We start from the raw sequence: 24,512 nt of genomic DNA, 5'->3' as shown, positions 1-24,512 counted from the left end.
CGGGCGTTCCTTAGTGCCAGATGTCCATTCCGGCGAAACTTCCGAAGACGGACACCGAGAGGGTGACGCAGCAGATGGCGATGATGGTCATCACCACACCGGACTTCGCGAACTCGGCAATGGTGAAATAGCCGGATGAATAAGGGATGACGTTGGTGGGGCTGGAGGTCACCATGATGAAGGCCATGCTGGAGGCGATGCCTGCAGGACCGGCCAGCACCCAGGGGTTCATGCCGATATCCATGGCCAGGGCGATGATGAGCGGCATGATCACCGCGCCGGTGACGCTGTTGCTGGAGAAGAAGATCTTGAGCAGCTCCACGAGGGTGATGACCGCGAGGACCCGCAACACGGGATGCAGGCTGCCCACTTCGGACAGGGCCCCCCAGGCGATCCAGCGGGCCGCGCCGGTGCTGGCCAGCAGCATGCCGGCCGAAATGCCGCCCGCGATCAGGATGAGGCCGCCCCAGTCGATGCTGCGGGAAGCGTCCTTCCAGTCTTCGAACACGCGCAGGCCGGGCATGAAGAGGAGCACGAAGCCCAGCAGGGCCACGAAGGCTTCCGGAGCCTTGAAGCCCAGGATGGGAGCGACATGCGATCCGCCGAGCCACAGGGCCACCATCACCACGAACACCACGAGCGTACGGATTTCCTTGGCCTTGAGACCGCCGAGAGCCCGCAGTTCATCACGGATGCTGTCGAGGGACATGGGGATTTCCTTCAGTTCCGGCGGAAATATCTTCATAAGGCAGAACCAGCCAAGCGGGACCATGAGCAGCGCGCCGGGCACGCCCACGGCCATCCACTCGGCAAAGGAGACGTCCAGCTTGGCGATGTCGCGCACATATTGCATGGCCAGCACGTTGGCGCCGCAGCCGGCGGGCGTGGCCGTGCCGCCGATGAGGCTGCCCCAGACGATGCCGATCATGAGGGCTCGACCGAAATTGCTTTCCAGCGGCTTGCAGCCGCTGCCCTGCAGGATGCTCATGCCCAGCGGCAGCAGCATGGCGGCCACGGCCATATCCGTCACCCACATGGATACCAGCGTACCCACCAGCATGAAAGCCAGCACGATGCGATCCGTGCGGCGGCCGACCCTGGTCAGCATCCAGAGCATGAAACGCCGGGCGAGGCCGGATTCCGTCATGGCGGCGGAAAGCCCCATGGCCCCCATGAGAAAGAGAATGGACTGATTGCCCAGGCCCGCCTTGACGAGGTTGCCGAAGGAATCGACGTTCATGATGTGCAGCAGCACGATGAGGCTCAGGGACGTGGCGGGAAAGGGGATGGCTTCCGTCATCCACATGATGACGGCGAAACACAAAACGCCCATGACGATTTTGGCATTTTGCGTCAGGGGGATGACCTCTTCCCCCTTATAGAAGGGCGGAGGCGTGGGCAGGGCTATGACCAGCAGCATGATGCCGATGCCCAGGAGAAAGAAAAAGGTCTTGCGCGCTGTTTCCAGCGGCACTCTGTCGCCACATATGGCTGTCAGGCAGTTGTTCAGACGACTCATAACACTGTCTCCATGCTGATAATGACGAGATATGCTAACGCGCGTTTATTTGTGCTATTTAGTACAAGATGCGTGCCAGCGTATGAAAACGTGTCGCATATGAAAAAATATCTATAAATATAACTAGTTATACAATATTTCGCTAAGTTTCACAGCGAAATTGTCCGAAATGTTGTCTTTGAAAAAAGACAGAACGACAGAATGTCTTAAAAATCATACAATTTGTGAAAATAATATTTGACAGGGAAAAACTATGCGCCGCTTCAGACGGCCGATACGAAACGACCCCGACGAACTGTCGTCGGGGTCGTCGTACTGCCTGCCGGCGGGAGAGCGGCAGACCGTGTGGAGGAGCCGGACAAACGGCAACGCGGAGGCGAAATGGGCCGCGCCCGGCCAGAGGGACTGGTGGAGAAAAACGGGCGGCTCCGTCCGGCAGGCCGTCAGGCCGACCTGCCGGACGGACCTACTTCTGCGCAGGCTGCGCTTCGCCGGCAAGCGCACGCAAATACTGATCCGTCACATCTCCAAGACGGGTTGCGCCGCCGGCAAAATCGGTCAGGGAGCGCAGCCAGCCCTGTAGCCGCTGATCCTTTCCGGCAAAGAGGGCAAGCTGTCCGTCAAGCCCGAATATCGGGTGGCGCGCCAGTTCCCAGGCGGCATCCTGCGGCGGCAGGTGCTTGCCCGTCCATTGCTTCTGGAAGTCGGCATAGGCCGCGAGGAGCTTTTCGCGCGGGGTCTCCTGCAGGGCGGCGATCCCCCGGAAGTACATGCTCAGGAAGGCCCGGACGCGCTCGGGATGCTGGTGGGCAAACGCCTTGTCCGCCAGGATGAGCGTCGGCTGACTGGCGGCGCACTGACTGGAAAGCGTCACCGGCTGGAGATCGTTGCGTTCCGCCTCCAGCGTGTAGGGAGCCCAGAGCGCCACGGCATCCCCCTCCCCGGCAAGAAAGGCGCGCAACGCCTCTTCCTGCGACATATCCTTGAGGATGACGTCCTTTTCCGTCAGCCCGAGCGCCGCAAGCCACTTGTGCACCGTATAATGGGCGGACGAGCCCAGCGTGCAGAGGATGGTCCTGCCGCGTACCGTCCCGGTCGTGCCGGCCATTTCGGGATAGAGCGCATTATAGCCGGTATGGCCCAGCATGGGGCTGTCCTTGCGGACATAGATGCCGGTCGCCAGGGACTCGTCATTGCCGATGGCGATGATCTCCGCCGCATTTTCCAGGGAGGCCGTCAGGGCGGGCAAGGCGCCGCAAGCGGCGATCTGCCAGGGCGCGCGCTGCATGTCGGCCATCAGTTCCCGGCCCGACGCATAGAATTTCATATCGAGCCGGAAACCCGCCTCCACATCCCAGCCGTTCTGGCGGGCGTACCACGCGGCAAAGGCCTCATGCTCCACCAGCCATGCGGTGTTGAGCGTATATGGCGCTTCGCAGTAGGCGGACTGCGGCAGGCTTGCCAGCAGCAAAAAGGCCAGAAGCGTAGAAAGCACAGTTCGCATAACGACCTCCTGAAGGGTTTTCCACGCGCTGAGCAAGTTACATGCCAGCATCACCCGCCTCCAGGCCGCCGCGGCGGCATCTTCCGCCCGCGGCAATGCTGACGGGAAGCGTGCCCCGCAGCGGCGGACGGCGCTTTCCCCTGCTCTCTTGTCTGCCGGGGCGGACACTCAAGACAGCTTGTCCGTATATCCAGACATATCTCCGCCGGCTGTCCCGCGCGACGGACGTCCGGCGCCCTCCGCATGCCGCCTGATGCCGAATTTGCGCATCTTCTCATACATATTGGCCCGCGAGATGCCGAGCGCCTGCGCCGTACGCGAGACATTCCAGCGGTTTTCCCGCAAAGCGACCAGGATGGCGTTGCGCTCGCTGTTGTCCCGGATGGCGCCAAGGCGCTGCTCGCCGCCGGTAGGCCGGTCGTCTTCGGGCAGGGAAGCGCTCATCAGCAACGACGGCGGCAGATCGTCCAGCGTGATGACCTCCCCTTCCGCCAGACTGAGCGCATGCGAAAGGACGTTCTTGAGCTCGCGCACATTGCCCGGCCAGGTGTAGCGGAGAAAAACGGCCATCACTTCCGCGCTGCAGCGGATATTCCCCTGCCGCTCCAGCATGTGTTCCACCAGGGCGGGGATGTCCTCCCGCCGGTCCCGCAGCGGCGGCAGGGTCAGCAGCATGGAATTGATGCGGTAATAGAGGTCTTCCCGAAAGGTGCCGTTGGCCACCATCTTGCCCAGATCGCGGTTGGTGGCCGTCACCAGCCGGAAGTTGACCGGATGGGGCGTACTGTCCCCCACCCGGCGGACGGCCCGCTCCTCGATGACGCGCAGCAGCTTGACCTGCGCCCCGGGCGGCAGATCCCCCACTTCATCCAGAAAGAGCGTCCCCTCGTCCGCCAGTTCGATCTGGCCTTCCTTGCCCTCTTTGCGCGCGCCGGAAAACGACCCCGGCGCGTAGCCGAAAAGTTCGCTCTCAAAGAGTTCCTGCGGGATGGCCGCGCAGTTGAGACTGACGAAGGGGCCGCCGCTGCGGCTGCTGGCGTTATGGATGGCGCTGGCCGCCAGCTCCTTGCCGGTGCCTGTCTGGCCGTTGATGAGTACGGTGCCGTCCGTCCGGGCAAAGCGCAGCAAAAGCTGCTTGAAGGACAGCATGGCCGGCGAGGAACCCACGAGGGAGTCCAGCGTATAGCGGGCCTCAAGCGCGGTCTTGATGCGGCGGGCATAGCGGCTGACCTTGCGTCCGAGGGAATCGATCTGCCGCTGGAGGATGTGGAGCTGCTCCGGTTTGTCCAGCACCACCATGGACATGGCGCCCATGAGCTGGCCCTGCGCGTTGTACAGCGGATAACGGTTGGTCAGGATGCGGCTCGAAGTCTCGCTGATGAGCCGGATGGCCCCGATATCCGGCTCTCCGTTCTGCAGTACGTCGGGGATGCGCGAATCGGGGATGAGTTCCGTGATATGCCGTCCGATGGCCTGCTCCGGCTCGATATTCAGGTATCCGGCATAGGCCTTGTTGATAAAGACGATCACTCCGTTCCTGTCGCAAATGAACAGGCCGGTCGGCAGATTCATGATGGCGATATTGAGCATGGAGCAGACGTCAAAGGAACCGCCGCCCGCCTGGAGAGGGAGAATTTCATTCATGAGCTACACCGGAGAGGAAGTTCGCACAAAACCGGGCCTCAGAGCAAAAGACGCCGGGCAGGGACGGCCGTCCACAACCGCACGCAGCGCCAGAACAGCAGGCTTACGGCCGTTGGCCCTGTCGTGGCCGGCACGCCCGCAACGGGAACGTCCGCGCCGCGCCCTGCCGCACGCCTTTCTTCTACAGGAGATGACGCCCGGAATAAAGAGGCTTTGCAGGTTACGGCTCCCTCCGTGTCCGCCCCGTCGGGAGCCCGCACAGACCACGGGCCGGGCTCCCGCCTGCGCTTTTCCATAATAAAAAAGCATAGAAAAGTATTCAGTATAAGTATTTGCTATTCATCGCATCCCTGTCTACCGTACCGGCAGACGCAACACACGGGCCCGGTAGCGGTCCCGCAACACGAACAAACAGGAGGTGCGCCATGTCCATGCCGGCTCTGCGCGGTTTGCTGACCACCGGCCTCGTGCTGGGGAGTCTGGTCCTTTTTTCTGTCCGGGAACCGGCGGCCGCCCCCGCATCGACCGCCACCCCCGCAAAGGATGGTACGACCATGCATCTGACACAGGAATGGGACAAGACCTTCCCGCAAAGCGACAAGGTACGGCATCAGAAAGTAACCTTCCAGAATCGCTACGGCATCACCCTGGCGGCGGATCTGTACCGTCCCGCACAGGGCACGGGCAAAATGCCGGCCATCGCCGTCAGCGGCCCCTTCGGCGCGGTCAAGGAACAGGCTTCCGGCCTTTACGCCCAGACCATGGCCGAACGCGGCTTCATCACGCTGGCCTTCGATCCGTCCTTTACCGGCGAAAGCGGCGGCCGGCCGCGTCATGTCGCCTCGCCCGACATCAATACCGAAGATTTTTGCGCGGCGGTGGATTACCTCACCACCCGCGAGGATGTGGACGCCGGGCGCATCGGCATCATCGGCATATGCGGCTTCGGCGGCATGGGGATCAATGCGGCCGCCATGGATACCCGCATCAAGGCGACGGTCGCTTCCACCATGTACGACATGAGCCGCGTCATCGCCAATGGCTACTTTGACGCCATGACCGCGGACGAGCGCCATGCCCTGCGCACCCGGCTGAACGAACAGCGCACCGCGGATGCCCGCTCCGGCCGCATCGCCGCCGCCGGCGGCCTCCCCGACAGGCTGACCGGCGACGAACCCGCCTTCGTCAAGGACTACTACGATTACTACAAGACGCCGCGCGGCTATCATCCCCGCTCCCTCAACGGCGGCAGCGGCTGGAACGCCACCTCGGCCCTGTCCTTTATGACCATGCCCCTGCTGGCCTATGCCGGGGAAATCCGCTCCGCCGTCCTGCTCATCCACGGCGAAAAGGCCCATTCCCGCTACTTCAGCGAAGATGCCTTCAAAAAACTCCAGGGCGACAACAAGGAACTGCTGCTCATCCCCCAGGCCAGTCATGTGGATCTGTACGACAGGCTGGACGTCATCCCCTGGGACAAGATGGAGCGCTTTTTCAGGGCCCACCTGCAGTAAGGGCATTCGGCACAGGCCGGAGAACGGAGACCGCATCTCCGGCCGCCATGAAATAATAGATCACACGAGGGAGCACGTCATGGATACGGAACAGCTCATCCAGCATTTCAATCAGGGAAAAAGCGTAACGCCCGGTACGGCGGAGCATGATCTGCTGCTGCAATGCAGCAATGACGCCATGCGCATCACGGCTGAGCTGAATACGGCCTATCATTCGCCTGAGCGAATCCGCGAACTCATGTCGCAACTCACAGGCAAGCCCATCGACGGCAGTTTTACCCTCTTCCCGCCCTTCTACAGCGACTTCGGCAAAAACATCACCATCGGAAAAAATGTCTTCATCAATGCCTGCTGCTGCTTCCAGGATCAGGGCGGCATCACGCTCGGCGACGGTGCGCTGATCGGTCACCGGGTCGTGCTGGCCACCATCAATCATGGTTTCCTGCCGGAAGAACGTTCGAGCTGTCGCCCAGCTCCCATCGTCATCGGCCGGAACGTCTGGATCGGCTCGGGGGCCGTCGTCCTGCCCGGCGTCACCATCGGCGAGAACGCCATCGTGGCCGCCGGAGCCGTGGTCACGCGGGATGTGGAAGCGGGCTGCATCGTGGCGGGCACGCCCGCCCGGTTCATCCGAAGCGTCGCGGACATGACGCCGCAGGAAAAGCGGGCCTGTCTCGCATGATCCGACGCAGCGCCATCGCTGCCCGCACGCCGCAGTGGCCGCATCGCGGAGCAGGTGCGGCCACTCCCGCCAGTGAGCGCTGTGCCTGAGCAGCCCTCTCCTCCCCTGCCTGCGGCTGGGGGGCTCACTGCACGCCGCCGCGTGCATCGCCGACTCTTGTCTTTTCCCGCACATGGCGTAGAGAAAAAAGGAGGAACACGATCCTTCCGGCTGCCTTTCTCTGCCGGACAGCCCACGTCAGAGTCCAGGAGAAGCACAGATGAAAAAATGCTACAGCCTCCTGCCCGCCTTGCTGCTGGTGCTGGGCATGACCTGCGCCGTCATGGCTGCGGGCGAACTGCACGGCAACGCCAAAAGCCGCATCTACCACAACAGCTCGTGCCGTTACTACACCTGCCGGAACTGTACCGTGATCTTTGCCTCCGCCCAGGAGGCACGCGCCGCCGGATTCAGGGCCTGCAAGATCTGCGGCGGCTAGGCCGAGACATGCCGTCCCCGACAGGCTGCCCATGCGGCAAGATGGGGGACAATCTCCGCCGGAGACGAAAAAAGGACTCACGGCATTACCCGTAAGTCCTTGTTTTCTCTGGAGCCAGCTAAGAGACTTGAACTCTTGGCCTGCTGATTACGAATCAGCTGCTCTACCAACTGAGCTAAGCTGGCGCGAAGGGAATAATGCGTCAAATCAGGCAGCGTGTCAAGAAAAAAAGTACGTTTTTCTGTACTGTCCGTTCTTTTCCCTACGTTGACGCGGAACGGCCTCAGATCAGCCCGAGCCCGTGCAGCAGCACCAGCAGGATGAGCAGCGGCGTGGCGGTGCGGCAGAGAAAGAGCACGGCACGGGGGGCACGGCCGTTCCCGAGCCGCGCAAGCACCTGCCCGCCGGCGGCCGAATAGCCCACGAACAGGCAGGTGGCTATGCCGCACACCGGCATGAGCAGCATGGAGGACAAGGCGTCGTACAGGTCGAAGAAGGTCATGCCGCACACCTGCACATCCTTCCAGATGCCGAGCGAGAGCGCGGCCGGCGCGCCCAGCAGCATCAGCCCGGCCAATACGGCGGGCACGGCCTTTGCGCGCGAACAGCTCAGGCGCTCCGCCAGGCAGGACACCGGCACTTCCAGCAGGGAAAGGATGGCCCCTGTGGCGGCGATGCCCGACAGGACAAAGAAGACGGTGGCCAGCAGATGCCCCCCGGGCAGGGAGGCAAAGACCGCGGGGATGGTCATGAACAGCAGCGCAGGCCCCTGTGTGACCTCGAAGTCGAAGCTGAACACGGCCGGGAAGATGGCCATGCCGGCCAGCAGGGAGACCAGCAGGTCACAGACCATGACCCGCAGGGCCGTGGCCGGGATATTCACTTCCTCCTTGAAATAGCTGCCGTAGATGAGCATGCAGCCCATACCCACGGACATCTTGAAAAAGGCCAGCCCCATGGCCGTCAGGATGACCTCGCCGGAGATGCGGTCCCACTGCGGCATGAAGAGGAAGCGCAGGCCCTCCCCCGCTCCCGGCAGGGTCAGGCTGCGCAGGCAGATGCCGACCAGCAGGAGAAAAAGCAGCGGCATGAGCACGCGCGTCACCTTTTCGATGCCTTTCGACGCCCCGCGCATGATGATGGCGCCCGTCAGGATAAGGACGGCCCACTGCCAGCCCAGCGAGGCCAGCGGATCCCCCGTGAGCTGGTTGAAGGTATGCCAGGCCGTTTGCGGATCGGCGGAGGCTGTGCCGCCCAGGGCGGACTTGAAGATATAGGCAAAGACCCAGCCCGCCACATCGGAGTAGAACCCGAGGATCACGATGCAGCTCAGGATGGCCCCCATACCGATGAGCCACCAGCCGGAACGAGGGGCAACGGTACGGAAGACGTCCACCACGTTGCGGCGTCCGGCCCGGCCGATGGCCAGCTCGGCGATCATGAGCGGCAGACCGATGCAGAGCGTGGCAAGAATATAGACGAGCAGGAAGGACGCCCCGCCGTTCTGACCCACAAGGGCCGGGAATTTCCAGATGTTGCCGAGGCCCACGGCGGAACCGAGGGTTGCTGCCAGAACCCCGAGACGGGACGAGAAATGATCGCGCGCGGCGGCCATACGGTCTCCTTCTATCAGATGAAAGGAAAGGTCGGATACGGACGGCCTCAGTCCGCCGGGCGTCCCCCCGCCGCGCCGCCGTCCTCTACGTCCGACGCAGCGGGCGCTGCCGCCTCTCCGGAAGAGAATTCTTCCATGAAGATCTGCCACAGGGTCACGAAGAGCACCGCCAGCACCGGGCCGGTGATGAAACCGTCCAGTCCGAAGAGGGCAAAGCCGCCCAGCGTGGAAAGCAGTACCATGAAATCCGGCAGTTTGGTGTCGCGACCGACCAGAATGGGCCGCAGGGCATTGTCCGCAAGTCCGATGACGCAGACCCCGTAGACCATGAGCACCACCCCGGAAACGACCTCGCCCGTCAGCAGCAGGTAGATCGCCGCGGGCAGCCAGACCACCGCCGCCCCCACGACGGGGATGAGGGAAAGCAGGGTCATGATGACGCCCCAGAGCACGGGCGCACGCAGCCCCAGCACGGCAAATATGATGCCGCCCAAGGCCCCTTGCGCCACGGCCACCAGCAGCGTGCCGCGCACCGTGGCCCGCAGCATGAGCGCAAAGCGGGCAAAGAGCAGCTCTTCACGGTGATCCCCGAACGGCAGGGCCCGGATAAGCAGCTGACGGATGCGCTCGCCATCCCGCAGAAGGAAGAAGGCCAGATAGAGCACGATGGCCAGATCGATGAACCAGTTGACGGTGCCGCCGCCGATGGCCATGGTCTGCCGCGCCAGATAGCCGCTGACGGTCACGGCGGCGGATGAGAGGGCCGCCTTGATCTTCTCCGGCCCGTAGCCGAATTTTTCCAGCCATTCGACGGCCGCCGGCAGCGCCTGCCGCAGCTTCTCCACCATGACGCCTATCTCATCCGCATTGCCGGACAGCCGCGTATAGAGCTGCGCCAGTTCGGACAGGCAGGTATACAGCAGATAGCCCGCAGGCAGGATGATGAAGGCCAGGCTGACCAGCACCGTGCAGAGCGAGGCGGCATTGCCCCCCAGCCCGTGCTGCTGCAGCCGCTGCCGCAAGGGCATGAAGAGCAGGCCGATGACGAGGCTCCAGAAAATATTGTCGAAAAACGGCCGAAGCATCCAGAGGAACGCCAGGGTGGCCAGCAGCAGCAGACCAAGGAAGGCATTGTTCTCCAGACGGGAAGGGGGAGTAGTCATCTGTGCTCCTTGCGGACGGTCGTCCGCTTTTCCCGCTGCGCGGGAAGGCTCGTCCCGCTTGGTCTCGCCCAAGCTCCAGAGCGGTTGTCCCGCCGCGCGCGACGCCGGCGGGGAGGCTGCCCCCCTGCCGCAAAAAGGGCACGACAAGCCGTCATGCCCTGAAGATACGCGAAAAGGCGTCCTCGCCGTCCGCCCCACTCCCCGGAGGAAGCGAGTACAGCGGGCGCGGCATGCCGGCTGACGGCGTGCCGCTCCTGCAGCCCGGGCCGTCGCGGGGATCAGGCCCGTTCAATGACAAAGGGGATGCAATGCAGCTCGCGGCTTTTTTCCTGTGTGGAACCGAGCTTCCAGGGACTACCGGCAGCCCAGCCCAGCTTTTCGGCAACCGCGCGCGCCACGCCGGCCACGTTCAGCACGGGGTGACGCTGGAAGACCTGCGGCAGCCCGTAGGTAAGGTTGCACACCAGGCACTTGCCCGGACGCTGATGCAGCTCAAAGGCCAGCTCCGCCCTGTCGGCGCTGACGTTGCGGCACACCAGGCGGATATCGTACGCGCCTTCCTCGGCACCGCCGAAAAGCGCATCAAAAAAGGCGTCCGTCCGTTCCGCGGGAAAAACCGTATCCAGAAAAGCCTGATCAAGAACCATGTTTCCTCCACTGCATTTGTGCATGATGCCGGAACGCAGCCCGACGGCCCGGATGCCCTCGCATCCGGCCGCCCCGTCCACCCCATCGCTGCGTGACAGTACCGGCAGGCCGCAGGCCCGCCATTTATGCGTATGCGATCCCGCCCGAGGGCGCGCCATGCCGCAGCCAGTCCAAAAGCAGGCCGTCAAGGCGGCAGTCTTGCCGCGGCAGCCTGTCCAGCCGGAATGACGGCGTCAGCTCCGCGGCGCAAGCCTCCCGGCGGCCCGGGTTGGCCCCGGCGAGCCAGGCCAGCAGGCCGACGATGCGTCCCGGCGGCACGCCTTCCGCGCGCAGGCTGCGCAGGGCAAGGCTGTTGTGCCGCTTGGCAAGGCGCTCCCCCTCCGTGTCGCAAAGCAGGGGAACATGCGCATACGTCGGTATCTCATAGCCCAAAAGCCGTAAAAGGGCAATCTGACGAGGCGTGGAGGGCAGGATATCGCGCCCCCGCACCACCTGATTGACGCCCATACGCCCGTCGTCCACCGCCACGGCAAGCTGGTAGGCGATCACACCGTCCGAGCGCTGTACCGCAAAATCTCCGCCGCAGTCCTCCAGAGTGAAGCACTGTTGCCCCTGCACCGCATCACAGAAGCTGATGGCTCCCGCCGGCCCATGAAAGCGCAGGCTTGCCCGCCGCCCGGCCTGCCGCAGCGCCGCCCGCTGCGCCTCGCTGAGCTCGCGGCAGGTCCCGGGATAGGGAGCCCCCATGTCGTCCACATGCGGCGCGCCGGCCAGGGCTCGCAGCTCCTTGCGGGTACAGAAACAGGGATAGAGGCAGCCCTGCCGCTGGAGCCGCTGCAGGGCCCGGGCATAGATGGCGGAACAACGGCTCTGCACATAGGGGCCGCACTCTCCCCGCTCCGACAGGGGAGCGCCGCTCCCGACAGCGGGAAGCTCCGGCCCTTCGTCCCAGTCCATGCCCAGCCAGCGCAGGTCCTCCATGACCGCCAGCGCGTACTCGTCACGCGAACGCTGGGGGTCGATATCTTCCAGCCGCAGCACGATGCGCCCGCCCGCCTGCCGGGCGGCCCACCAAGCCATGAGGAAGGCCCAGGCATTGCCCAGATGCAGATAGCCCGTGGGGCTGGGGGCCAGACGGCCCCGGATGCCGGGCTCGAGGTGCGCGGTCTGTGTCATCGTGTCCGCCCCGTACGGGCTTCGCCGCGCCATACGCAAAACGGGGAGCATCCTCAGACGAGCGATGCGTCCCCGCTGATGCCGGCACGGCTGTTTTCCGTTTCCGCAAGGCTGCCGGAACGCTCCAGGCCTCCCGGCGGCTCACGGATCCCGTGTCAGAAAACCGTATCCTTACTTCTTGTTCCAGGGCATCTTGGCCAGCAGCTTGGCCATGCCGCAGACGCCGGTCAGCCCGGCGTAGATGAGCCCGGCCCCCACAAAGGCGCTCAACCAGACGAAGACAGGGAAGACGCAGGAGGCCAGCAGGCCGAACAGCACCAGCGCACCGGCTCCGATCTGGATCTGACGATTCATGGGCAGAGGACATTTTTCATGCCGCTCCACCGGCAGGCCGGCCTTTTCCCAGGCGCTCACGCCGCCAAGCACCAGCCAGGCGGGCCCGGCGGCCACGCGTTCCAGCACATCGGCATTGTCCCGCGTGCGGGAACCGGAATTGCACATGAACACGATGGGCTTCTCGGCGCTGGCGGGCTCCAGTTTCAGGAACGGCAGCGCGGAAAGGGGCGCGGCTTCGGCCCCGGGGACGGAAACGACAGCCAGTTCATCGGCTTCGCGCACATCGATCAGGCGGATCTCCCCGGCCTGCAGGCGCTTGTAGACTTCGACAGGGCTAAGAGACGGCAGCATGTGACCTCACTTTGGTTGGGGGAAAGACAAACTTCTGCTCACACCAGGTATTTATTTCTTCTTGGAAGAAGAACTCTTGCGGGACGAACGTGCTGTCCCCTTGTCCTTCTTCTTTTGCTGCTGGGACGACGCGCGGGCCTTGGTCTTGCTCTTGCTGCCCTGACGCGATGCTGCGGCGGCCTTTTCCTTGCTCTTGCCGCCCTTGCGGGAAGAGGTGGCCTTGTCACGGCTTTTCCGGCGCTGTTCGGAAGGTTTGCGCACCTGATCCTTCTTCCGCTGCGAGGAGACCTGCGCCGACTGCTTGCCCTTCTTGCGGCTTTCGGCGGCGGCCTCCTGACGCGCCTTGCGGGATCGCTCCATATCGCGGACCGCGCGCTCTTCGGTATACTGGGCCATACGGCTTTCCGCCTGGGCCGCCAGATCCTGTCCGTCGGCGGCGCTCATGCTGACGCGTCGCGCCCCGAGGAACGTATTGTTGAAATAAGGGTCATCCAGGGAGCTGATCTTGACGGAGCTCCGCCGGCGCGGACTGTGCACGAATTTGCCGTCCCCGACATAGATGCCCGTATGGTAGCCCCGCCGCGGATGCCGGAAAGCCACGATATCGCCCGCGCGCATGTCTTCCACGCGCCCGATGCGCTGCCCGATGGACGACTGTTCCCGCGCCGTACGGGGCAGCTTGACCCCGACGCTCTGATAGGCCCACTGTACGAGTCCCGAACAGTCAAAACCGCCCGGATTGCGTCCGCCACGCACATAGGGCGTCCCGATGGCCGAGCGGGCCGTCTTGACCACGGACTGGCCGGATGCGCGGTTGCGCGCGTCCTCCTGCCGGTCCAGGACATCTTCCACGTTGGCCCGGTAGCGGATCAGCAGATCTTTATCCTGCTGCTTGCGCGCCGTGCAGCCGAGCAGCACGGCGGAAATCAGAAAAAGGGTCAGCAGATTGAGTGCTTGCCGCATTCGTTCTCCAGACAAGGGTAAACCCGCTTGCGCGGGTTGAAAAAACGGGCCGGACCCGTATATCCACAGGAAATGTCAGGCCTTCATATCCAGGATGACGCCCAGCATGTCGTCCGAGGTCCGGACGACCTGCGCGTTGGCCTCATAGGTGTGGGGCATGGCCACAAGCTCGGTCATCTCCCGCTCAAGGCTCGTTCCGCTGGGGAACAGACTTTCCAGCGGCGCGCCTTCACCGGCGCCCATATCGCGGGCACGCTGACGCAGTTCGTCATAGGAAATGCGCGTGCCTTCCTGTCCGGCAAGGCCATCGCCCTGAAAGACGGCATCCAGACGCGTCCCGTTATTGCCGGAGATATCCGAATATTCCGCACGCTGCGGATTGAAACCAGCCGTATTCACGTTGGCGACGTTGTGCGTCGTCGTCTGCATGCCTGCGCCAAAAGCGGAAAGAGCCGACGAGGCGATGCTCATGCTGCTTGAAATGCTCATAGTATCACTCCCCTTTTCCTGTTTTTAGCACAAACCGCTTCAAAAGGCAAAAGACTTTTTTGCCCGTGAGACGGCGGGAGTCTGCCGCTCATCCCCGGCCTCACGCGTCCAGATGCCGTTCGATGCAGGCAAAGGCGTTGTGACTGTGGATGGACTCCATGCTCTCCACCTCCACGCGGAACCACGATATCTGCCCGTGTTCCAGCAGGCGCTGCGCCACGTTGCGCACCACGTCCTCCACAAAGGTCGGCTGGGCGAAGGCGTGTTCGGTCACATATTTCTCGTCCTCGCGCTTGAGCAGGGTATACACGGCCGACGAGCCCGACGCCTCGGCCATTTCGATGAAGTCCTCGATCCAGCTGAAATGCGTCATGCGGACGGAGAGCCTGATCATGGTGCGCTGACTGTGCGCCCCTTCCCGGCTGATGGCCTTGGAGCAGGGACAAACCGTCATGACCGGCACGTTGACGTCCAGCGAGAACGACTGCCCCTCGTCGGTCAGTTCGCCGGTCAGGCGGCATTCGTAGGCCACGAGGCTCTCGCTGCCGGAGGCCGGCGCGGCCTTGCGCATGAAATAGGGGAAGCAGAAATGCACATAGGCCCGCCGCGCCTCGAGGCGCTCCTTGATGGCGGCGAGCAGACGCCGCACGGACTGATAGCTGATGGCGTCGTTCCATTCTTCCAGAGCCGCCACGAAGCGACTCATATGCGTCCCCTTGAAGGCGGCGGGCAGATCCACGCCCATATCGACGCGGGCCACGGTCTGCCGGCTGCCCTCGGCCTTGTCGCGTACCAGCAGGGGCATGGTGATGCCCCGCACCCCAACCGTATCTATCGGCAGCGCCACCTGCGGCGCATGACGTTGCACATCTTCCATATCAGGCAAGGTCCTGTCCTGTCGTTGTTCCGCTGAACGTGCCGTGCTTCACTCCCTTGCAGGAGACAAGGCGGTCGGCAAGGGCGCGCACCCGGCCCGCGTCCCCCTTCAGCACCAGCACTTCCAGACAATTATGATGATCCAGATGCACATGCAGCGTCGTGATGATGATGTCGTGATCGTCATGCTGCATGCGCGTCAGCTTGCGGGCCAGATCGTTCTTGTGGTGATCGTAGACCAGCGTCAGCGTTCCGGCCGCCTCGGCATCGGCGCTGCGCCAGTCCTCCTCCACCAGCGCCTTGCGGATGAGATCGCGGATGGCCTCCGAACGGTTGCCGTACCCCTTGCGGCGGCACAGCTCGTCAAAGGGTTCCAGCAGCTCTTCATCCAGCGAAACGCCAAAGCGTGTCAGCTTGCCCATGCGCCCAGCTCCTCTCCCGCCGTCAGACTCAACATGCCGCCGTCCGGCGGCTGATCTCCCAGACGTGTACGGTAACGGGCACGGGCTGGGCATAGAGGGGCTCCACTTCCGCGCTGAAGACCCGCCGCCCCTGCCAGCCGCCGCCGTGCAGCGCCTGCAGGAAGGCGTCGTAGACGCTGCGGCCCGGCTCGGCCACCCAGGCCACGCCGCCGGGGGCGAGCGCATGCGCGAGAAAGCGCATGACCGGCGCCACGAACCGCTTTTCGTACATGATGTCCCCGCCCCAGATCCGCTCGATGCTGCCGGGCCGCAGCGCGGGCCGCCGCCAGTCCATGACGGCCCAGAGCGGCCCGGGGCGGATCCCGTTGTGCGCGGCATTGCGCGCGGCAAAGCGCACGGCGTCCATCTCGTAGTCCAGCCCCAGCACCCGCGCCCCCAGCCAGGCCCCCACCAGGGCGGTCAGCCCCAGCCCGCAGCCCAGATCGAGGCAGCGCCGCCCGGCCAGCTCCTCGCGGCGCTGTTCGAGCCAGCGGGCCAGCACCAGGCTGGACGGCCAGAGCTCCGTCCAGTAAGGGAGCCGTTCATCCTCGAAATTCCGGGGGTCTTCCGTCATGGCCTCCCAGAGCTCTTCCAGATTGGCGGCGCGCAGCAGTTCCCAGCGCCGCCCGCACGCCGTCACTTCGATACGGGCGCGGTCTTCGGGCGTTTCCGCAGCCTGCGGCACGCCGCCGCATGCGGAAGATGAGGCAAAAGTCCGTTCCATCTCCTCAGCATAGCCTATTGCCCCCCCGCTGTACAGCCATGCCGCCCCCGCTCTCCCAGCCGGAAAAAACAGGCGGGGCGCGCTCTTGTGAGGAAGGCCGCCTTCTGCTAGGCTGTCGGCACTTCTTTTCCGAGGCTTTTTCGAGGGATCTATGGGACAGGATATCTTTGACGTCATCGTCGTGCTGGTGCTGGTCTTTTTTACCCTGCGCGGCTTCTGGAACGGTTTTGTGGGCGAGGTGGCCGGGCTGGTCTCCCTCGTGGGCGGCTTCTGGGCCGCGCACAACTTCCACCCCCTCCTGTCCGAACACCTGACCTTCATCAGCGAACCGGCCTGGCGGCAGCTCGCCGCCTATGTGCTGATCTTCGTCGGCACGCTCATCCTGGTGGCCGTGCTGGCCCGCATCCTCCAGAAAGTCCTGTCCTTCAGTTTCGTCACCTGGGTGGACAGACTGGCGGGCGGCATCCTGGGCCTGGCCAAGGGGCTGCTGCTCTGTTCCATCGTGCTGCTCGTGCTGCGGAAGCTCATGGGAGACATGGCCTTTCTCCAGAACTCGCGCGCCCTGCCCTATTTCACCAGCCTCATCGAACAGATCCGGGCCTGGCTGCCGCCGGACGTGCTGAGCTGGCTCAACATCTGACCGAAAGCATGCGGGGACGCCGCTCACGGACGTTTTCCGTCCCTGCCGCGCGCCCTCCCGGGAACGCTCCGGCGGGCCGCACGGCCTGCGGGCGGGGCATGCCGCATCAATAAAGGAATGAGATATGGAAAAAAGCGCACTGGAACGATTGCAGGAGGTCCTTGACCGCCTGACGGCCGACGAAGGCGGCTGCCCGTGGGACAAGGAGCAGACGCCCCGCACCCTTGCCGAGTACATCATCGAGGAGAGCCACGAACTTGTCAGCGCCATCCGTTCCGGCACGGACGCCGACGTCTGCGAAGAGCTGGGCGATGTGGCCTTTTTGCTTCTCTTCGTGGCCCGGCTCTACGAAAAGCAGGGGAAATTTTCGCTGGATGACGCCCTGGCGCACAATTGCGCCAAGATGATCCGCCGCCACCCGCATGTCTTCGGTGACGCGCATTTCGACACGCGGGACGAACAGCTCAAGACCTGGGAACAGATCAAGCGGACCGAACACGCCGACGCCGAGGGCCGTCCCAAGGGGCTCTTCGACAGCCTGCCCGCCAGCCTGCCGCCCCTGACCAAGGCCTACCGCATCCACTCCAAGGCCGCCCGTGTGGGCTTCACCTGGCAGGAGGACGAGGAAGTGGAGCAGCAGGTGGAGGCCGAATGGCTGGAATGGCTGGACGTGGCGGCCGGGGACGATACGGACGCCCAGCGGCATGAACTGGGCGATCTGCTCTTCAGCATCGCCGAACTGGGACGGCGCAAGGGCATCAAGGCCAGCGAGGCGCTGGACGACGCCAATACCCGTTTCCTCCGGCGCTTCGCGCGCATGGAAGAGCTCGCGCGCTCGCAGGGCCGGGACTTTGCCGCCCTCTCGCTGGACGAGAAGGACGAACTGTGGACTCAGGCCAAGGCGGAAGAAACAGCCGGGAAGGCCTGAACATGGACGCCCTCCCCCTGTCCGGACGCCGCGCCATGTGCGGCCTCATGCTGCTCCCCCTGCTCATGGCGGCCCTGCTGCTGACGGCCTGCACGGCTGGCCGAACGCCGGGCAGGGGCGCAGGGGCCGCCGTACGCCCGGAGGCCCGCCTGCCGCGCGCCGATCCGGGCTATGTGCAGTGGCTGGAGCGCCAGTCCATGCTGGGGGCCGCGCCGCTGCTGGCGGGCCAGGTATCGGGGACGGAACGCATCTGGAGCAACAGCGCCCAGAGCAAGAACCGCTCCCTGCTGCTGACCGCCGCGCCCAACTGGCTGGAGATCGACCCGCATACCGCCGGCGCTTCCGGCAGCGTCCTGGCCGCTCTGGGCGGCGGGCTGTCCGCCCTGCTGCCGCAGCTGGGGATCGGCGGGCTGTATGTCGCCCCCACGGGCGAAAAGGGCGACATCTGGCAGGAGGCCCCGCGCGTCGGCACGCCCGACAACGTGACCGCCCTGCATTTCGACAAGGCCGCCGGCACGGACGAGGACTTCGCCCGTCTCCAGGAGCGTCTTGAGGCCGCGCACATCCAGCTCGGCGGCGACCTGCCGCCCGCGGCCACGGGCCTCGGCCCGGATTTCATCCTGCAGGCCCGCCATGCGCCCCGCTTTGACGGCCTGTACGCCATGATCAGCGTCCCGCGCGATCTCTGGAGCAGTCTGCCCTCCGTTCCCGGCGAGTGGGACTGTCTGGCCCTGCGGCCGGAAGCGGTGAACGCCCTGCAGGCCAGGGGCCTGCTGCCGCCTACGCTCCTGCGGCAAAAACTGGACTGGGCGCAGCCCGGCGGCTGGGCCGCCACGGGCGAGGTGCGCGGCACGGACGGCCAGATCCGGCGCTGGGTCTACCGCTTTGCGGACGATCCCCAGCGGCCCGTCCTGCTCTGGCAGGACCCGTCAGGCCAGGCCCGGCGCATTTTTTCCGCCGCCATCATCCGTCATACGGGCCTGCAGGGGCAGGCGCTGGCCGGGCTGCGGCTGGAAGCCCTGTTCGGCCTTGATGTGCCGCCTCCGGCCAGCGAAGGCGGGGCCGCCTCCCTGTCGGACCGGCTGACGCCGGGCTACGGCGCGCTGGCCGCCGCCGCGCGTGAAGTGCACCGCTATGGCGGCTGGGCCGTGCAGGCCGATGCCCTGCCCCCCTCCCTGCTGGCTCCGGTACTGCGCATGGGCGTGGATTTCTCGCGGGACGGCCTCACCGCGCCCGCCGCGGAGTATGCCCTGCTCAGCGGCGATGCCGCGCCGCTGGCCCGCCTGTTGCGTCAGGCGCAGGAAAGCGGACTGGATCAGACCCGCCTTGCCCGGGGCCTGCACGGCTGGCAGGGCGTGGACTGGCGGCTGCTGCGCGATCTGCCCGACGGGGAGCGCCTCGCCCGCGAAGCGCAGCGCCTGAGCGGGCTGGATGGCGAGGATTTCCGCCTCTGGACGACGCCTGCCTCGCTGGCGGCCCGCGCGCTCGGTCTGGACGCCGAGGCGGCCCTGCGTCCGGAGCATGCCGAAGGGCTGCGCCGCGCCGCTCTGGCTCTGCTGGCCTGCCGGGCCGGGCTGCCCGGCCCGCTCTTCATCAGCCTGCAAGAGCTGACCGGCGCGCTCGACGTGCCGCGCAGCGTCTCGCGGGACATCCTGCCCAGCCGGGGGATGGTCCCCCTGCCCGACAGTTCCGTCCACGGCGGCGCCGTGCCGCCCGCGCCGCTGGCCTTCGGCCCCCTGCGGGAACAGATGGCCGCGCAGGACAGCTTCCTCATGCTGACGGCCCGGCTGCTGCTGGCCCGTCAGGCGGCCGGTCTGGCGCAGGGGAAGCTCGTTTCCGTCCAGCAGTCGGGCGGCTGTCTCGCGCTCTGTTCCTCCCTGCCGGAGGGCGGCTACTGGCTGACCGTCATCAACCTTTCCGGCCGGGAACGCGAATTCTCCGTCCAGCTCCCCGCCGGCGGCGACCTGCTCGACATCTTCAGCGGCCAGAGCTTCAGCGCCGGCCGTCGTCTTTCTCTGGACCTTGCGGCGCATCAGTCGCGTCATCTGGTAATGGATACCCACGCCGCCCCTTCTGCCCCATAGGAGTTGCCCATGAGTCAATATTACCCCGGCCAGCAGTCGGACAACGACATCCGTTGCGATACGGGCGTCCCGACCCGGCCCACCCCCGAGAAGCCCCTTGCCGCCGATACGTCCGCTGCGTCGCCCGCGGACGGCGCCACGGCCGCCCCATCTTCCCCGGAGCCCGCACCCCATGCCGCGTCCCCTGACGGCGCCATGTCCTCGGCGGACATGCTGACGCCCTTCTCTGTCGACGGCGGCGCTGCCGCCCCCGATGCTCCCGGCGATCCCGACGTCGCCGCTCCCGCCCGGGAGAACGGCGCGGACGATGCCGGACAGGCCGCGGGGTCCGGGACGTCCGCCGCAGGCGCAACCGCCGTGCGGGGCACCACGGCCCACATCGATCCGGTCCCCGATGACGAAGACATCCCCGTTCTGGAAGTGGCTCCGGCCACAGGGCGCAGCCGCCCGGCAGGACGGGCGCAGCAGCTCTTCCAGCGTCTGGCCGTGGCAGGCCCCCTTGCGCTTCTTGTGCTGCTGGCCGTCCAAATCTGGCCCATCTTCCTGACCGGCGGGCGTTTCTGTCCGGCGGAATGGCCCAGCGTGCTGGCCGCGCTCACCAGTCTGCAGGACGGGCAATGGCTCTGCCCCAGCGGGCCGCAGGGGGCCCAGCTGCCCCTGCTTTTCTGGCTCATGGGCGGTCTGCATCAGCTGCTGCTCCTGGCCGGGCTGCCCGACCTGACGCTGTTCCCCGTCACTTCGGCCATCTGCGGCGCGCTGGCTCTGCTGGCCACCTGGACGCTGAGCCGGGCCACGGGCAATGACCGGGAATCCGCCCTTGCCGCCGGGCTCATGCTGCTGAGCAGCCTGCTCTTCCCCTTCTTCGCCCATTTCATGGGGCCGCCGCCGCTGGCCACGGCCCTGACGCTGCTCTCTCTGGCCTGTCTCTGCCGCGGCTGGCAGAGCACTTCCACTTCCCTGCTCCTGCCGCTCGGTTTCGTGCTGGCGGGGCTGGCCGGCCTGACGGGAGGACTGGCCTACGTGGCCCTGCCGCCCCTCACCAGTCTCGTCTGGCTGTTCTGGCGGCTGCGCCTTGGCCGGGCCCAGCGGCTGGATGCCGTGCTCGGCTTCCTCTTCATGCTGCTGGTCATTGCCGTCTGGCTGCTGGCGCTCATCATCCTCGTCGGGGCCGACACCTATCTGCAGTCCGTGGTCAGGCAGTTCTGGCACTGGCCCCTGCCCCTGACGGGCAAGTGGTGGCTGCCTCTGGCGGCGGGCGTGCTGGGCATGGCCCCCTGGCTTGCCCTTATCCCCTTCGTCTCCTGGACGCGCGTGCTGCGTCAGGCGCCGCATGCCCTGGCCGCGAGCCGGCATGAGACCTGCGGCGCGTCCTTCCTCTGGATCGCGCTCGTGCTCGCGGCCGTGCTGAGCCTGCTGGCTCCCGGCGTCAGCGGGGCCGGGCCGTTGCTCTGTCTGCTGGCCATCCTGCTGGGCCGCGCACTGCTGCGTCTTTCGGATCTGGGGAGCCGGGTGTTCTATCTCGTGGTCGCGCTGCTCTTCCTGCACGCGGGCATGGCGCTCACGGCCTGCGGCTTCAACGTGACGCTGGACTGGCTCGTCAACTTCACTTCGCTGAAGCTGACGCCGGAGCAGCAGCGGATGGTGCTGCAGCTGAACGGCCTGCCCGTGCTGGGCATCCTCGGCATCCTCTGCGCCGTCACCGTCACCCGGCTGGTGCGCCGGGCCTGGCCCGGCGGCGCGCTGCTGGTCTGCAGCCTGCTGGCCTGTCTCCTTGCCCAGCCCGTGCATCTCCTGCTCTCGCCGCAGCTTGGCGAACAGCCCTCCGTCCCCCTGCCCGGCGCGGCGGAACTGCAGGCCTTCCTGACCCAGCGGAACGAAAAGCCGCTGCCGCCGTGGTATCCCGCGCCCATCGACCTCAAGTCCCTGAACGAGGATGCCCCTGCCGCAACCGGCAGCGCGGATGAACCGGCCCCGGCCGCTGGACAGGAAACGGGACCGGTCACCGATACGCCGGCCGCGTCCGACGGCGCGGACAATGCGGACAAGCCCGCCGAAGCTGCCCCGGCTGCCGAACCGGCAACGGGAGCGACCACCGAGCCGACGGACGAACCGACGGACGAGTCGACGGATGAACCGACGGTAGAACCGGCTGCCGAAGCCCCCGCCGCGCCGGAGCGGCCCGCTGTCGCGCCCGTCCCGACGCCGGACGGCAGGAACGCCGGACAGCCCGCTTCAGCCCTCAGGGGAGACGGCACAGCGGGGGCGGCCTTCGCCGCGCCTGAGACGCGGACGCCGGCAACCTCCGTGACGCCTCCGGTCGAGGCCGCGCCCGTACCGCCGCGACAGGAAGCGGCCCCTGCTCCCGACAGGCCGGCAACGGAAGAACAGACGGCTCCGGCGGCTCCGGAGCCAAACGCCCCCGCGCCTGCGGCCGGGGAGCCCGAAGCCACGACATTGTGATCCCTGCGGGGAGCCCGTCCGACGGACGGCTCCCCGCTTCCTCTTTCAAGGGGCCGGCCCTTTCCGGCTCTTGACGCGGTACGGCTCTTGCCCCTACAAAAAACTTTCCGCCGCCCGGCGGGATTTTTCGACTTTTTTCCAAAGGAACGACCATGAAAGAATTTACGCTTGCCGTGCACAGTCTGGGCAACATCGGCTGCAAGGTGGTGGAGGCCGCCCTTGCGGCTCCTGACTGCCGCTGCCTCGGCGTCATCCGCCGTGCCGACTCGCTGGGAACCCGCGCGCAGGACCTGCGCGGACTGCCGGAATACGCCAGCCTTGCCGATCTGGAAGCGGCCCAGGGCCGCCCGGACGTCATCGCCCTCTGCGGTCCCTCCCGCAGCATCCCCGACACGGCCGAAGCCTTTCTCCTCAAGGGGTACAACTGTGTGGACAGCTTCGACGTCCACACCGACATCCCGCAGAGCGTGGCCCGTCTGGACAAGGCGGCCCACAGCGGCAAGGCCGTAAGCATCACCGCCGCGGGCTGGGACCCCGGGACGGACTCGGTCATGCGGGCCCTTTTTGAAGCGATGGCCCCCACGGGCGTGACGTTCACCAATTTCGGCCGTGGCCGCAGCATGGGTCACTCCGTGGCCGCCCGCGCCATCGAGGGCGTGGCCGATGCCGTGTCCATCACCATCCCCGTGGGCGGCGGCCGGCATTCGCGCCTCGTCTATGTGGTGCTGGAAGAAGGGCAGAACCTGGCCGACGTCACGGCCCGCATCAAGGCCGACGACTATTTCGCCCATGACCCGCTGGATGTGCGGCAGTGCCGCGACCGGCAGGAACTCTCCTTTGTGGCCGACCAGTCCCACGGCGTCCTCATGGAGCGCACCGGCGCATCCGGCATGACGGACAACCAGATCCTCAAGTTCGACATGCGCATCAACAACCCCGCCCTCACGGCGCAGGTCCTCGTTTCCTGCGCGCGTGCCGCCACGCGCATGGAAGTCGGCTGCCACACGCTTATCGACGTGCCGCCCATCAAGCTGCTGCCCGGCGAGCGCATGGATATCATCACGCGCATGGTGTAGGCTGACGGCACTATTCGCTTTGTTGGGGGGAGGGGAACCCCCTCCGCCGGCGCGGGAGCGGGGTTCCCCTCCCCCCAAGCCCCCCACCCTTCCCCCAGCGCGCTTTTACCGGGGAAAGAACCAGGGACGGGAGACGACCACTTCCTCAAAGCAAGCGAAATGCATACGGCCTGAATCCTCTTCACTGAGATTATTCATAATTTTTGTTGAAAGACTGACAGACACTGCCTAAAGGCCGCCCGTCGGGTCGCTGCCGGCGCGGGAGCGGGGTTCTCCCCCTTACCCAGCGCGCGCTTTTTCCATGCGGGGTGAAGGAGCTGACAAGCATTCCATAAAAAACAAAGGCTCATGCACCACTGGGGATGTCGTCTGTCTCCATGCCGGCATGCCCTGGCGTGCCGCCGCTTTTTGCCTCCTGCGGGAGGCCCCTGCCCGGGAAAGGATTATTTTTTGCAAGAGCCCTATGCCTTTGCCCACAGCTGACGATAAGAAAAAGCAAAGGTAAGGTACGCTTTTCCCACAAGGAGCAGCTATGGATTTGAATCAGAAAAAGCAGGATGACCAGCTCCTCCAGCTCGTGACGTTCAGCATAGGCGAGGAAGAGTTCGGCGTTAACATCCTGAAGGTGCAGGAGATCATCCGCACCATGGAAATCACCAAGGTGCCGCGTGCGCCCGACTTTGTGGAAGGCGTCATCAATTTGCGCGGCAAGGTGATCCCCATCATCGACCTGCGTCGCCGGTTTGGGCTCGCGCCTCGTGGGCATGACAAGAATACGCGCATCATCGTCATCGAAATCAATAACATCATTGTGGGTTTTGTGGTGGATGCCGTTTCGGAGGTGCTCCGCATACCGGCCAGCACGGTGGAACCGCCGCCGCCGGTGGTCGCCGGTGTGGAATCCGACTATGTGAGCGGCGTCGGCAAACTGCAGGACCGTCTGCTCATCATGCTGGATCTGGACCGCCTGCTTTCCAGCGAAGACATGGAAGCCCTGAGCTGCCTGTAGTCGCAACCTCCACACAATGGAAAAAAAGCCCTTCCGCATACGCGGAAGGGCTTTTTTCTTACATCAGGCAGCATAGCGCCATCCAGGCAAATCCATTTTTCTTGCTGCGCACGGCAAAACGATCAGACAAGCGACACAATGCTTCCTGTGAGAAACGGCCGCCTTGCCCAGG

Annotated in this window: 22 protein-coding genes and 1 tRNA gene; 9 read left to right on the top strand and 14 right to left on the bottom strand. The window is 65.3% G+C overall.

Annotated elements, in window-relative coordinates; all coding sequences use genetic code 11:
- Positions 1-10 precede the first annotated feature (10 nt).
- From Q0K12_RS05960 to Q0K12_RS05950, 3 genes are all read right to left on the bottom strand, one after another.
- Positions 11-1,519: a DASS family sodium-coupled anion symporter gene (locus tag Q0K12_RS05960; RefSeq protein ID WP_296303530.1), complete on the bottom strand. Its 1,509-nt coding sequence runs from the start codon at positions 1,517-1,519 to the stop codon at positions 11-13.
- A 466-nt stretch (positions 1,520-1,985) separates the two neighbouring features.
- Positions 1,986-3,023 carry an ABC transporter substrate-binding protein gene (locus Q0K12_RS05955; protein ID WP_296303531.1) on the bottom strand — a complete coding sequence of 346 codons (1,038 nt, stop codon included), beginning with the start codon at positions 3,021-3,023 and terminating at the stop codon, positions 1,986-1,988.
- A gap of 168 nt (positions 3,024-3,191) precedes the next feature.
- The gene (locus tag Q0K12_RS05950) at positions 3,192-4,667 is read right to left on the bottom strand and encodes a sigma 54-interacting transcriptional regulator (protein ID WP_297260983.1); all 1,476 of its coding nucleotides are present in this window, start codon (positions 4,665-4,667) and stop codon (positions 3,192-3,194) included.
- Positions 4,668-5,092: 425 nt separating this feature from the next.
- Here Q0K12_RS05950 and Q0K12_RS05945 point away from each other — a divergent pair, with 425 nt between their 5' ends.
- From Q0K12_RS05945 to Q0K12_RS05935, 3 genes are all read left to right on the top strand, one after another.
- Entirely contained in the window at positions 5,093-6,181 is a 1,089-nt protein-coding gene (locus Q0K12_RS05945) for an alpha/beta hydrolase (RefSeq protein ID WP_297260981.1), read from the top strand.
- A gap of 79 nt (positions 6,182-6,260) precedes the next feature.
- Positions 6,261-6,863, top strand: a complete 603-nt coding sequence (locus tag Q0K12_RS05940) for a sugar O-acetyltransferase (protein ID WP_297260979.1) — start codon at positions 6,261-6,263, stop codon at positions 6,861-6,863.
- A 259-nt stretch (positions 6,864-7,122) separates the two neighbouring features.
- On the top strand, positions 7,123-7,341 hold the full coding sequence (locus Q0K12_RS05935; protein ID WP_297260977.1) for an Ada metal-binding domain-containing protein: 219 nt from the start codon (positions 7,123-7,125) through the stop codon (positions 7,339-7,341).
- A 109-nt stretch (positions 7,342-7,450) separates the two neighbouring features.
- On the opposite strand, the gene Q0K12_RS05930 is transcribed toward Q0K12_RS05935, so the two are convergent.
- From Q0K12_RS05930 to Q0K12_RS05880, 11 genes are all read right to left on the bottom strand, one after another.
- A tRNA-Thr gene (locus tag Q0K12_RS05930) sits at positions 7,451-7,526 on the bottom strand.
- A 98-nt stretch (positions 7,527-7,624) separates the two neighbouring features.
- Positions 7,625-8,956: a sodium-dependent transporter gene (locus tag Q0K12_RS05925; protein ID WP_297260975.1), complete on the bottom strand. Its 1,332-nt coding sequence runs from the start codon at positions 8,954-8,956 to the stop codon at positions 7,625-7,627.
- Between the two features lie 47 nt (positions 8,957-9,003).
- On the bottom strand, positions 9,004-10,119 hold the full coding sequence (locus Q0K12_RS05920) for an AI-2E family transporter (protein ID WP_297260972.1): 1,116 nt from the start codon (positions 10,117-10,119) through the stop codon (positions 9,004-9,006).
- Between the two features lie 278 nt (positions 10,120-10,397).
- Positions 10,398-10,766 carry a hypothetical protein gene (locus Q0K12_RS05915; RefSeq protein WP_297260970.1) on the bottom strand — a complete coding sequence of 123 codons (369 nt, stop codon included), beginning with the start codon at positions 10,764-10,766 and terminating at the stop codon, positions 10,398-10,400.
- A 124-nt stretch (positions 10,767-10,890) separates the two neighbouring features.
- Positions 10,891-11,943, bottom strand: coding sequence for a tRNA glutamyl-Q(34) synthetase GluQRS (gene gluQRS / locus Q0K12_RS05910; protein WP_297260968.1), 1,053 nt, complete (start codon positions 11,941-11,943; stop codon positions 10,891-10,893).
- A gap of 171 nt (positions 11,944-12,114) precedes the next feature.
- Positions 12,115-12,630: a rhodanese family protein gene (locus tag Q0K12_RS05905; RefSeq protein ID WP_297260966.1), complete on the bottom strand. Its 516-nt coding sequence runs from the start codon at positions 12,628-12,630 to the stop codon at positions 12,115-12,117.
- Positions 12,631-12,681: 51 nt separating this feature from the next.
- Complete coding sequence (locus Q0K12_RS05900; RefSeq protein WP_297260965.1) at positions 12,682-13,593, bottom strand: NlpC/P60 family protein; 912 nt, start codon at positions 13,591-13,593, stop codon at positions 12,682-12,684.
- 75 nt (positions 13,594-13,668) lie between these two features.
- A complete protein-coding gene (locus Q0K12_RS05895; RefSeq protein WP_297260963.1) occupies positions 13,669-14,082 on the bottom strand; it encodes a flagellar basal body rod C-terminal domain-containing protein in 414 nt (137 codons plus the stop codon).
- Between the two features lie 100 nt (positions 14,083-14,182).
- Positions 14,183-14,959 (bottom strand): GTP cyclohydrolase FolE2, encoded by a 777-nt coding sequence (gene folE2 / locus Q0K12_RS05890; RefSeq protein WP_297260961.1) that lies wholly within the window; start codon positions 14,957-14,959, stop codon positions 14,183-14,185.
- Position 14,960: 1 nt separating this feature from the next.
- A complete protein-coding gene (gene nikR, locus Q0K12_RS05885) occupies positions 14,961-15,380 on the bottom strand; it encodes a nickel-responsive transcriptional regulator NikR (RefSeq protein ID WP_297260959.1) in 420 nt (139 codons plus the stop codon).
- A 28-nt stretch (positions 15,381-15,408) separates the two neighbouring features.
- Positions 15,409-16,143: a 50S ribosomal protein L11 methyltransferase gene (locus Q0K12_RS05880; RefSeq protein ID WP_297260957.1), complete on the bottom strand. Its 735-nt coding sequence runs from the start codon at positions 16,141-16,143 to the stop codon at positions 15,409-15,411.
- Between the two features lie 151 nt (positions 16,144-16,294).
- Here Q0K12_RS05880 and Q0K12_RS05875 point away from each other — a divergent pair, with 151 nt between their 5' ends.
- From Q0K12_RS05875 to Q0K12_RS05850, 6 genes are all read left to right on the top strand, one after another.
- Positions 16,295-16,783, top strand: a complete 489-nt coding sequence (locus Q0K12_RS05875) for a CvpA family protein (RefSeq protein ID WP_297260955.1) — start codon at positions 16,295-16,297, stop codon at positions 16,781-16,783.
- Between the two features lie 124 nt (positions 16,784-16,907).
- The gene (gene mazG / locus Q0K12_RS05870) at positions 16,908-17,711 is read left to right on the top strand and encodes a nucleoside triphosphate pyrophosphohydrolase (RefSeq protein WP_297260953.1); all 804 of its coding nucleotides are present in this window, start codon (positions 16,908-16,910) and stop codon (positions 17,709-17,711) included.
- A 2-nt stretch (positions 17,712-17,713) separates the two neighbouring features.
- Positions 17,714-19,795 carry a hypothetical protein gene (locus Q0K12_RS05865; protein WP_297260951.1) on the top strand — a complete coding sequence of 694 codons (2,082 nt, stop codon included), beginning with the start codon at positions 17,714-17,716 and terminating at the stop codon, positions 19,793-19,795.
- A 9-nt stretch (positions 19,796-19,804) separates the two neighbouring features.
- Positions 19,805-22,255, top strand: a complete 2,451-nt coding sequence (locus tag Q0K12_RS05860) for a hypothetical protein (protein WP_297260948.1) — start codon at positions 19,805-19,807, stop codon at positions 22,253-22,255.
- A gap of 152 nt (positions 22,256-22,407) precedes the next feature.
- Positions 22,408-23,331, top strand: coding sequence for a diaminopimelate dehydrogenase (locus Q0K12_RS05855; RefSeq protein WP_297260946.1), 924 nt, complete (start codon positions 22,408-22,410; stop codon positions 23,329-23,331).
- A gap of 532 nt (positions 23,332-23,863) precedes the next feature.
- A complete protein-coding gene (locus Q0K12_RS05850) occupies positions 23,864-24,340 on the top strand; it encodes a chemotaxis protein CheW (protein WP_297229607.1) in 477 nt (158 codons plus the stop codon).
- Positions 24,341-24,512 lie beyond the last annotated feature (172 nt).

This window comes from uncultured Desulfovibrio sp. (genome assembly GCF_944324525.1).
Taxonomy (GTDB): domain Bacteria; phylum Desulfobacterota; class Desulfovibrionia; order Desulfovibrionales; family Desulfovibrionaceae; genus Desulfovibrio.
This window is presented reverse-complemented; position numbering and strand designations above follow the sequence as displayed.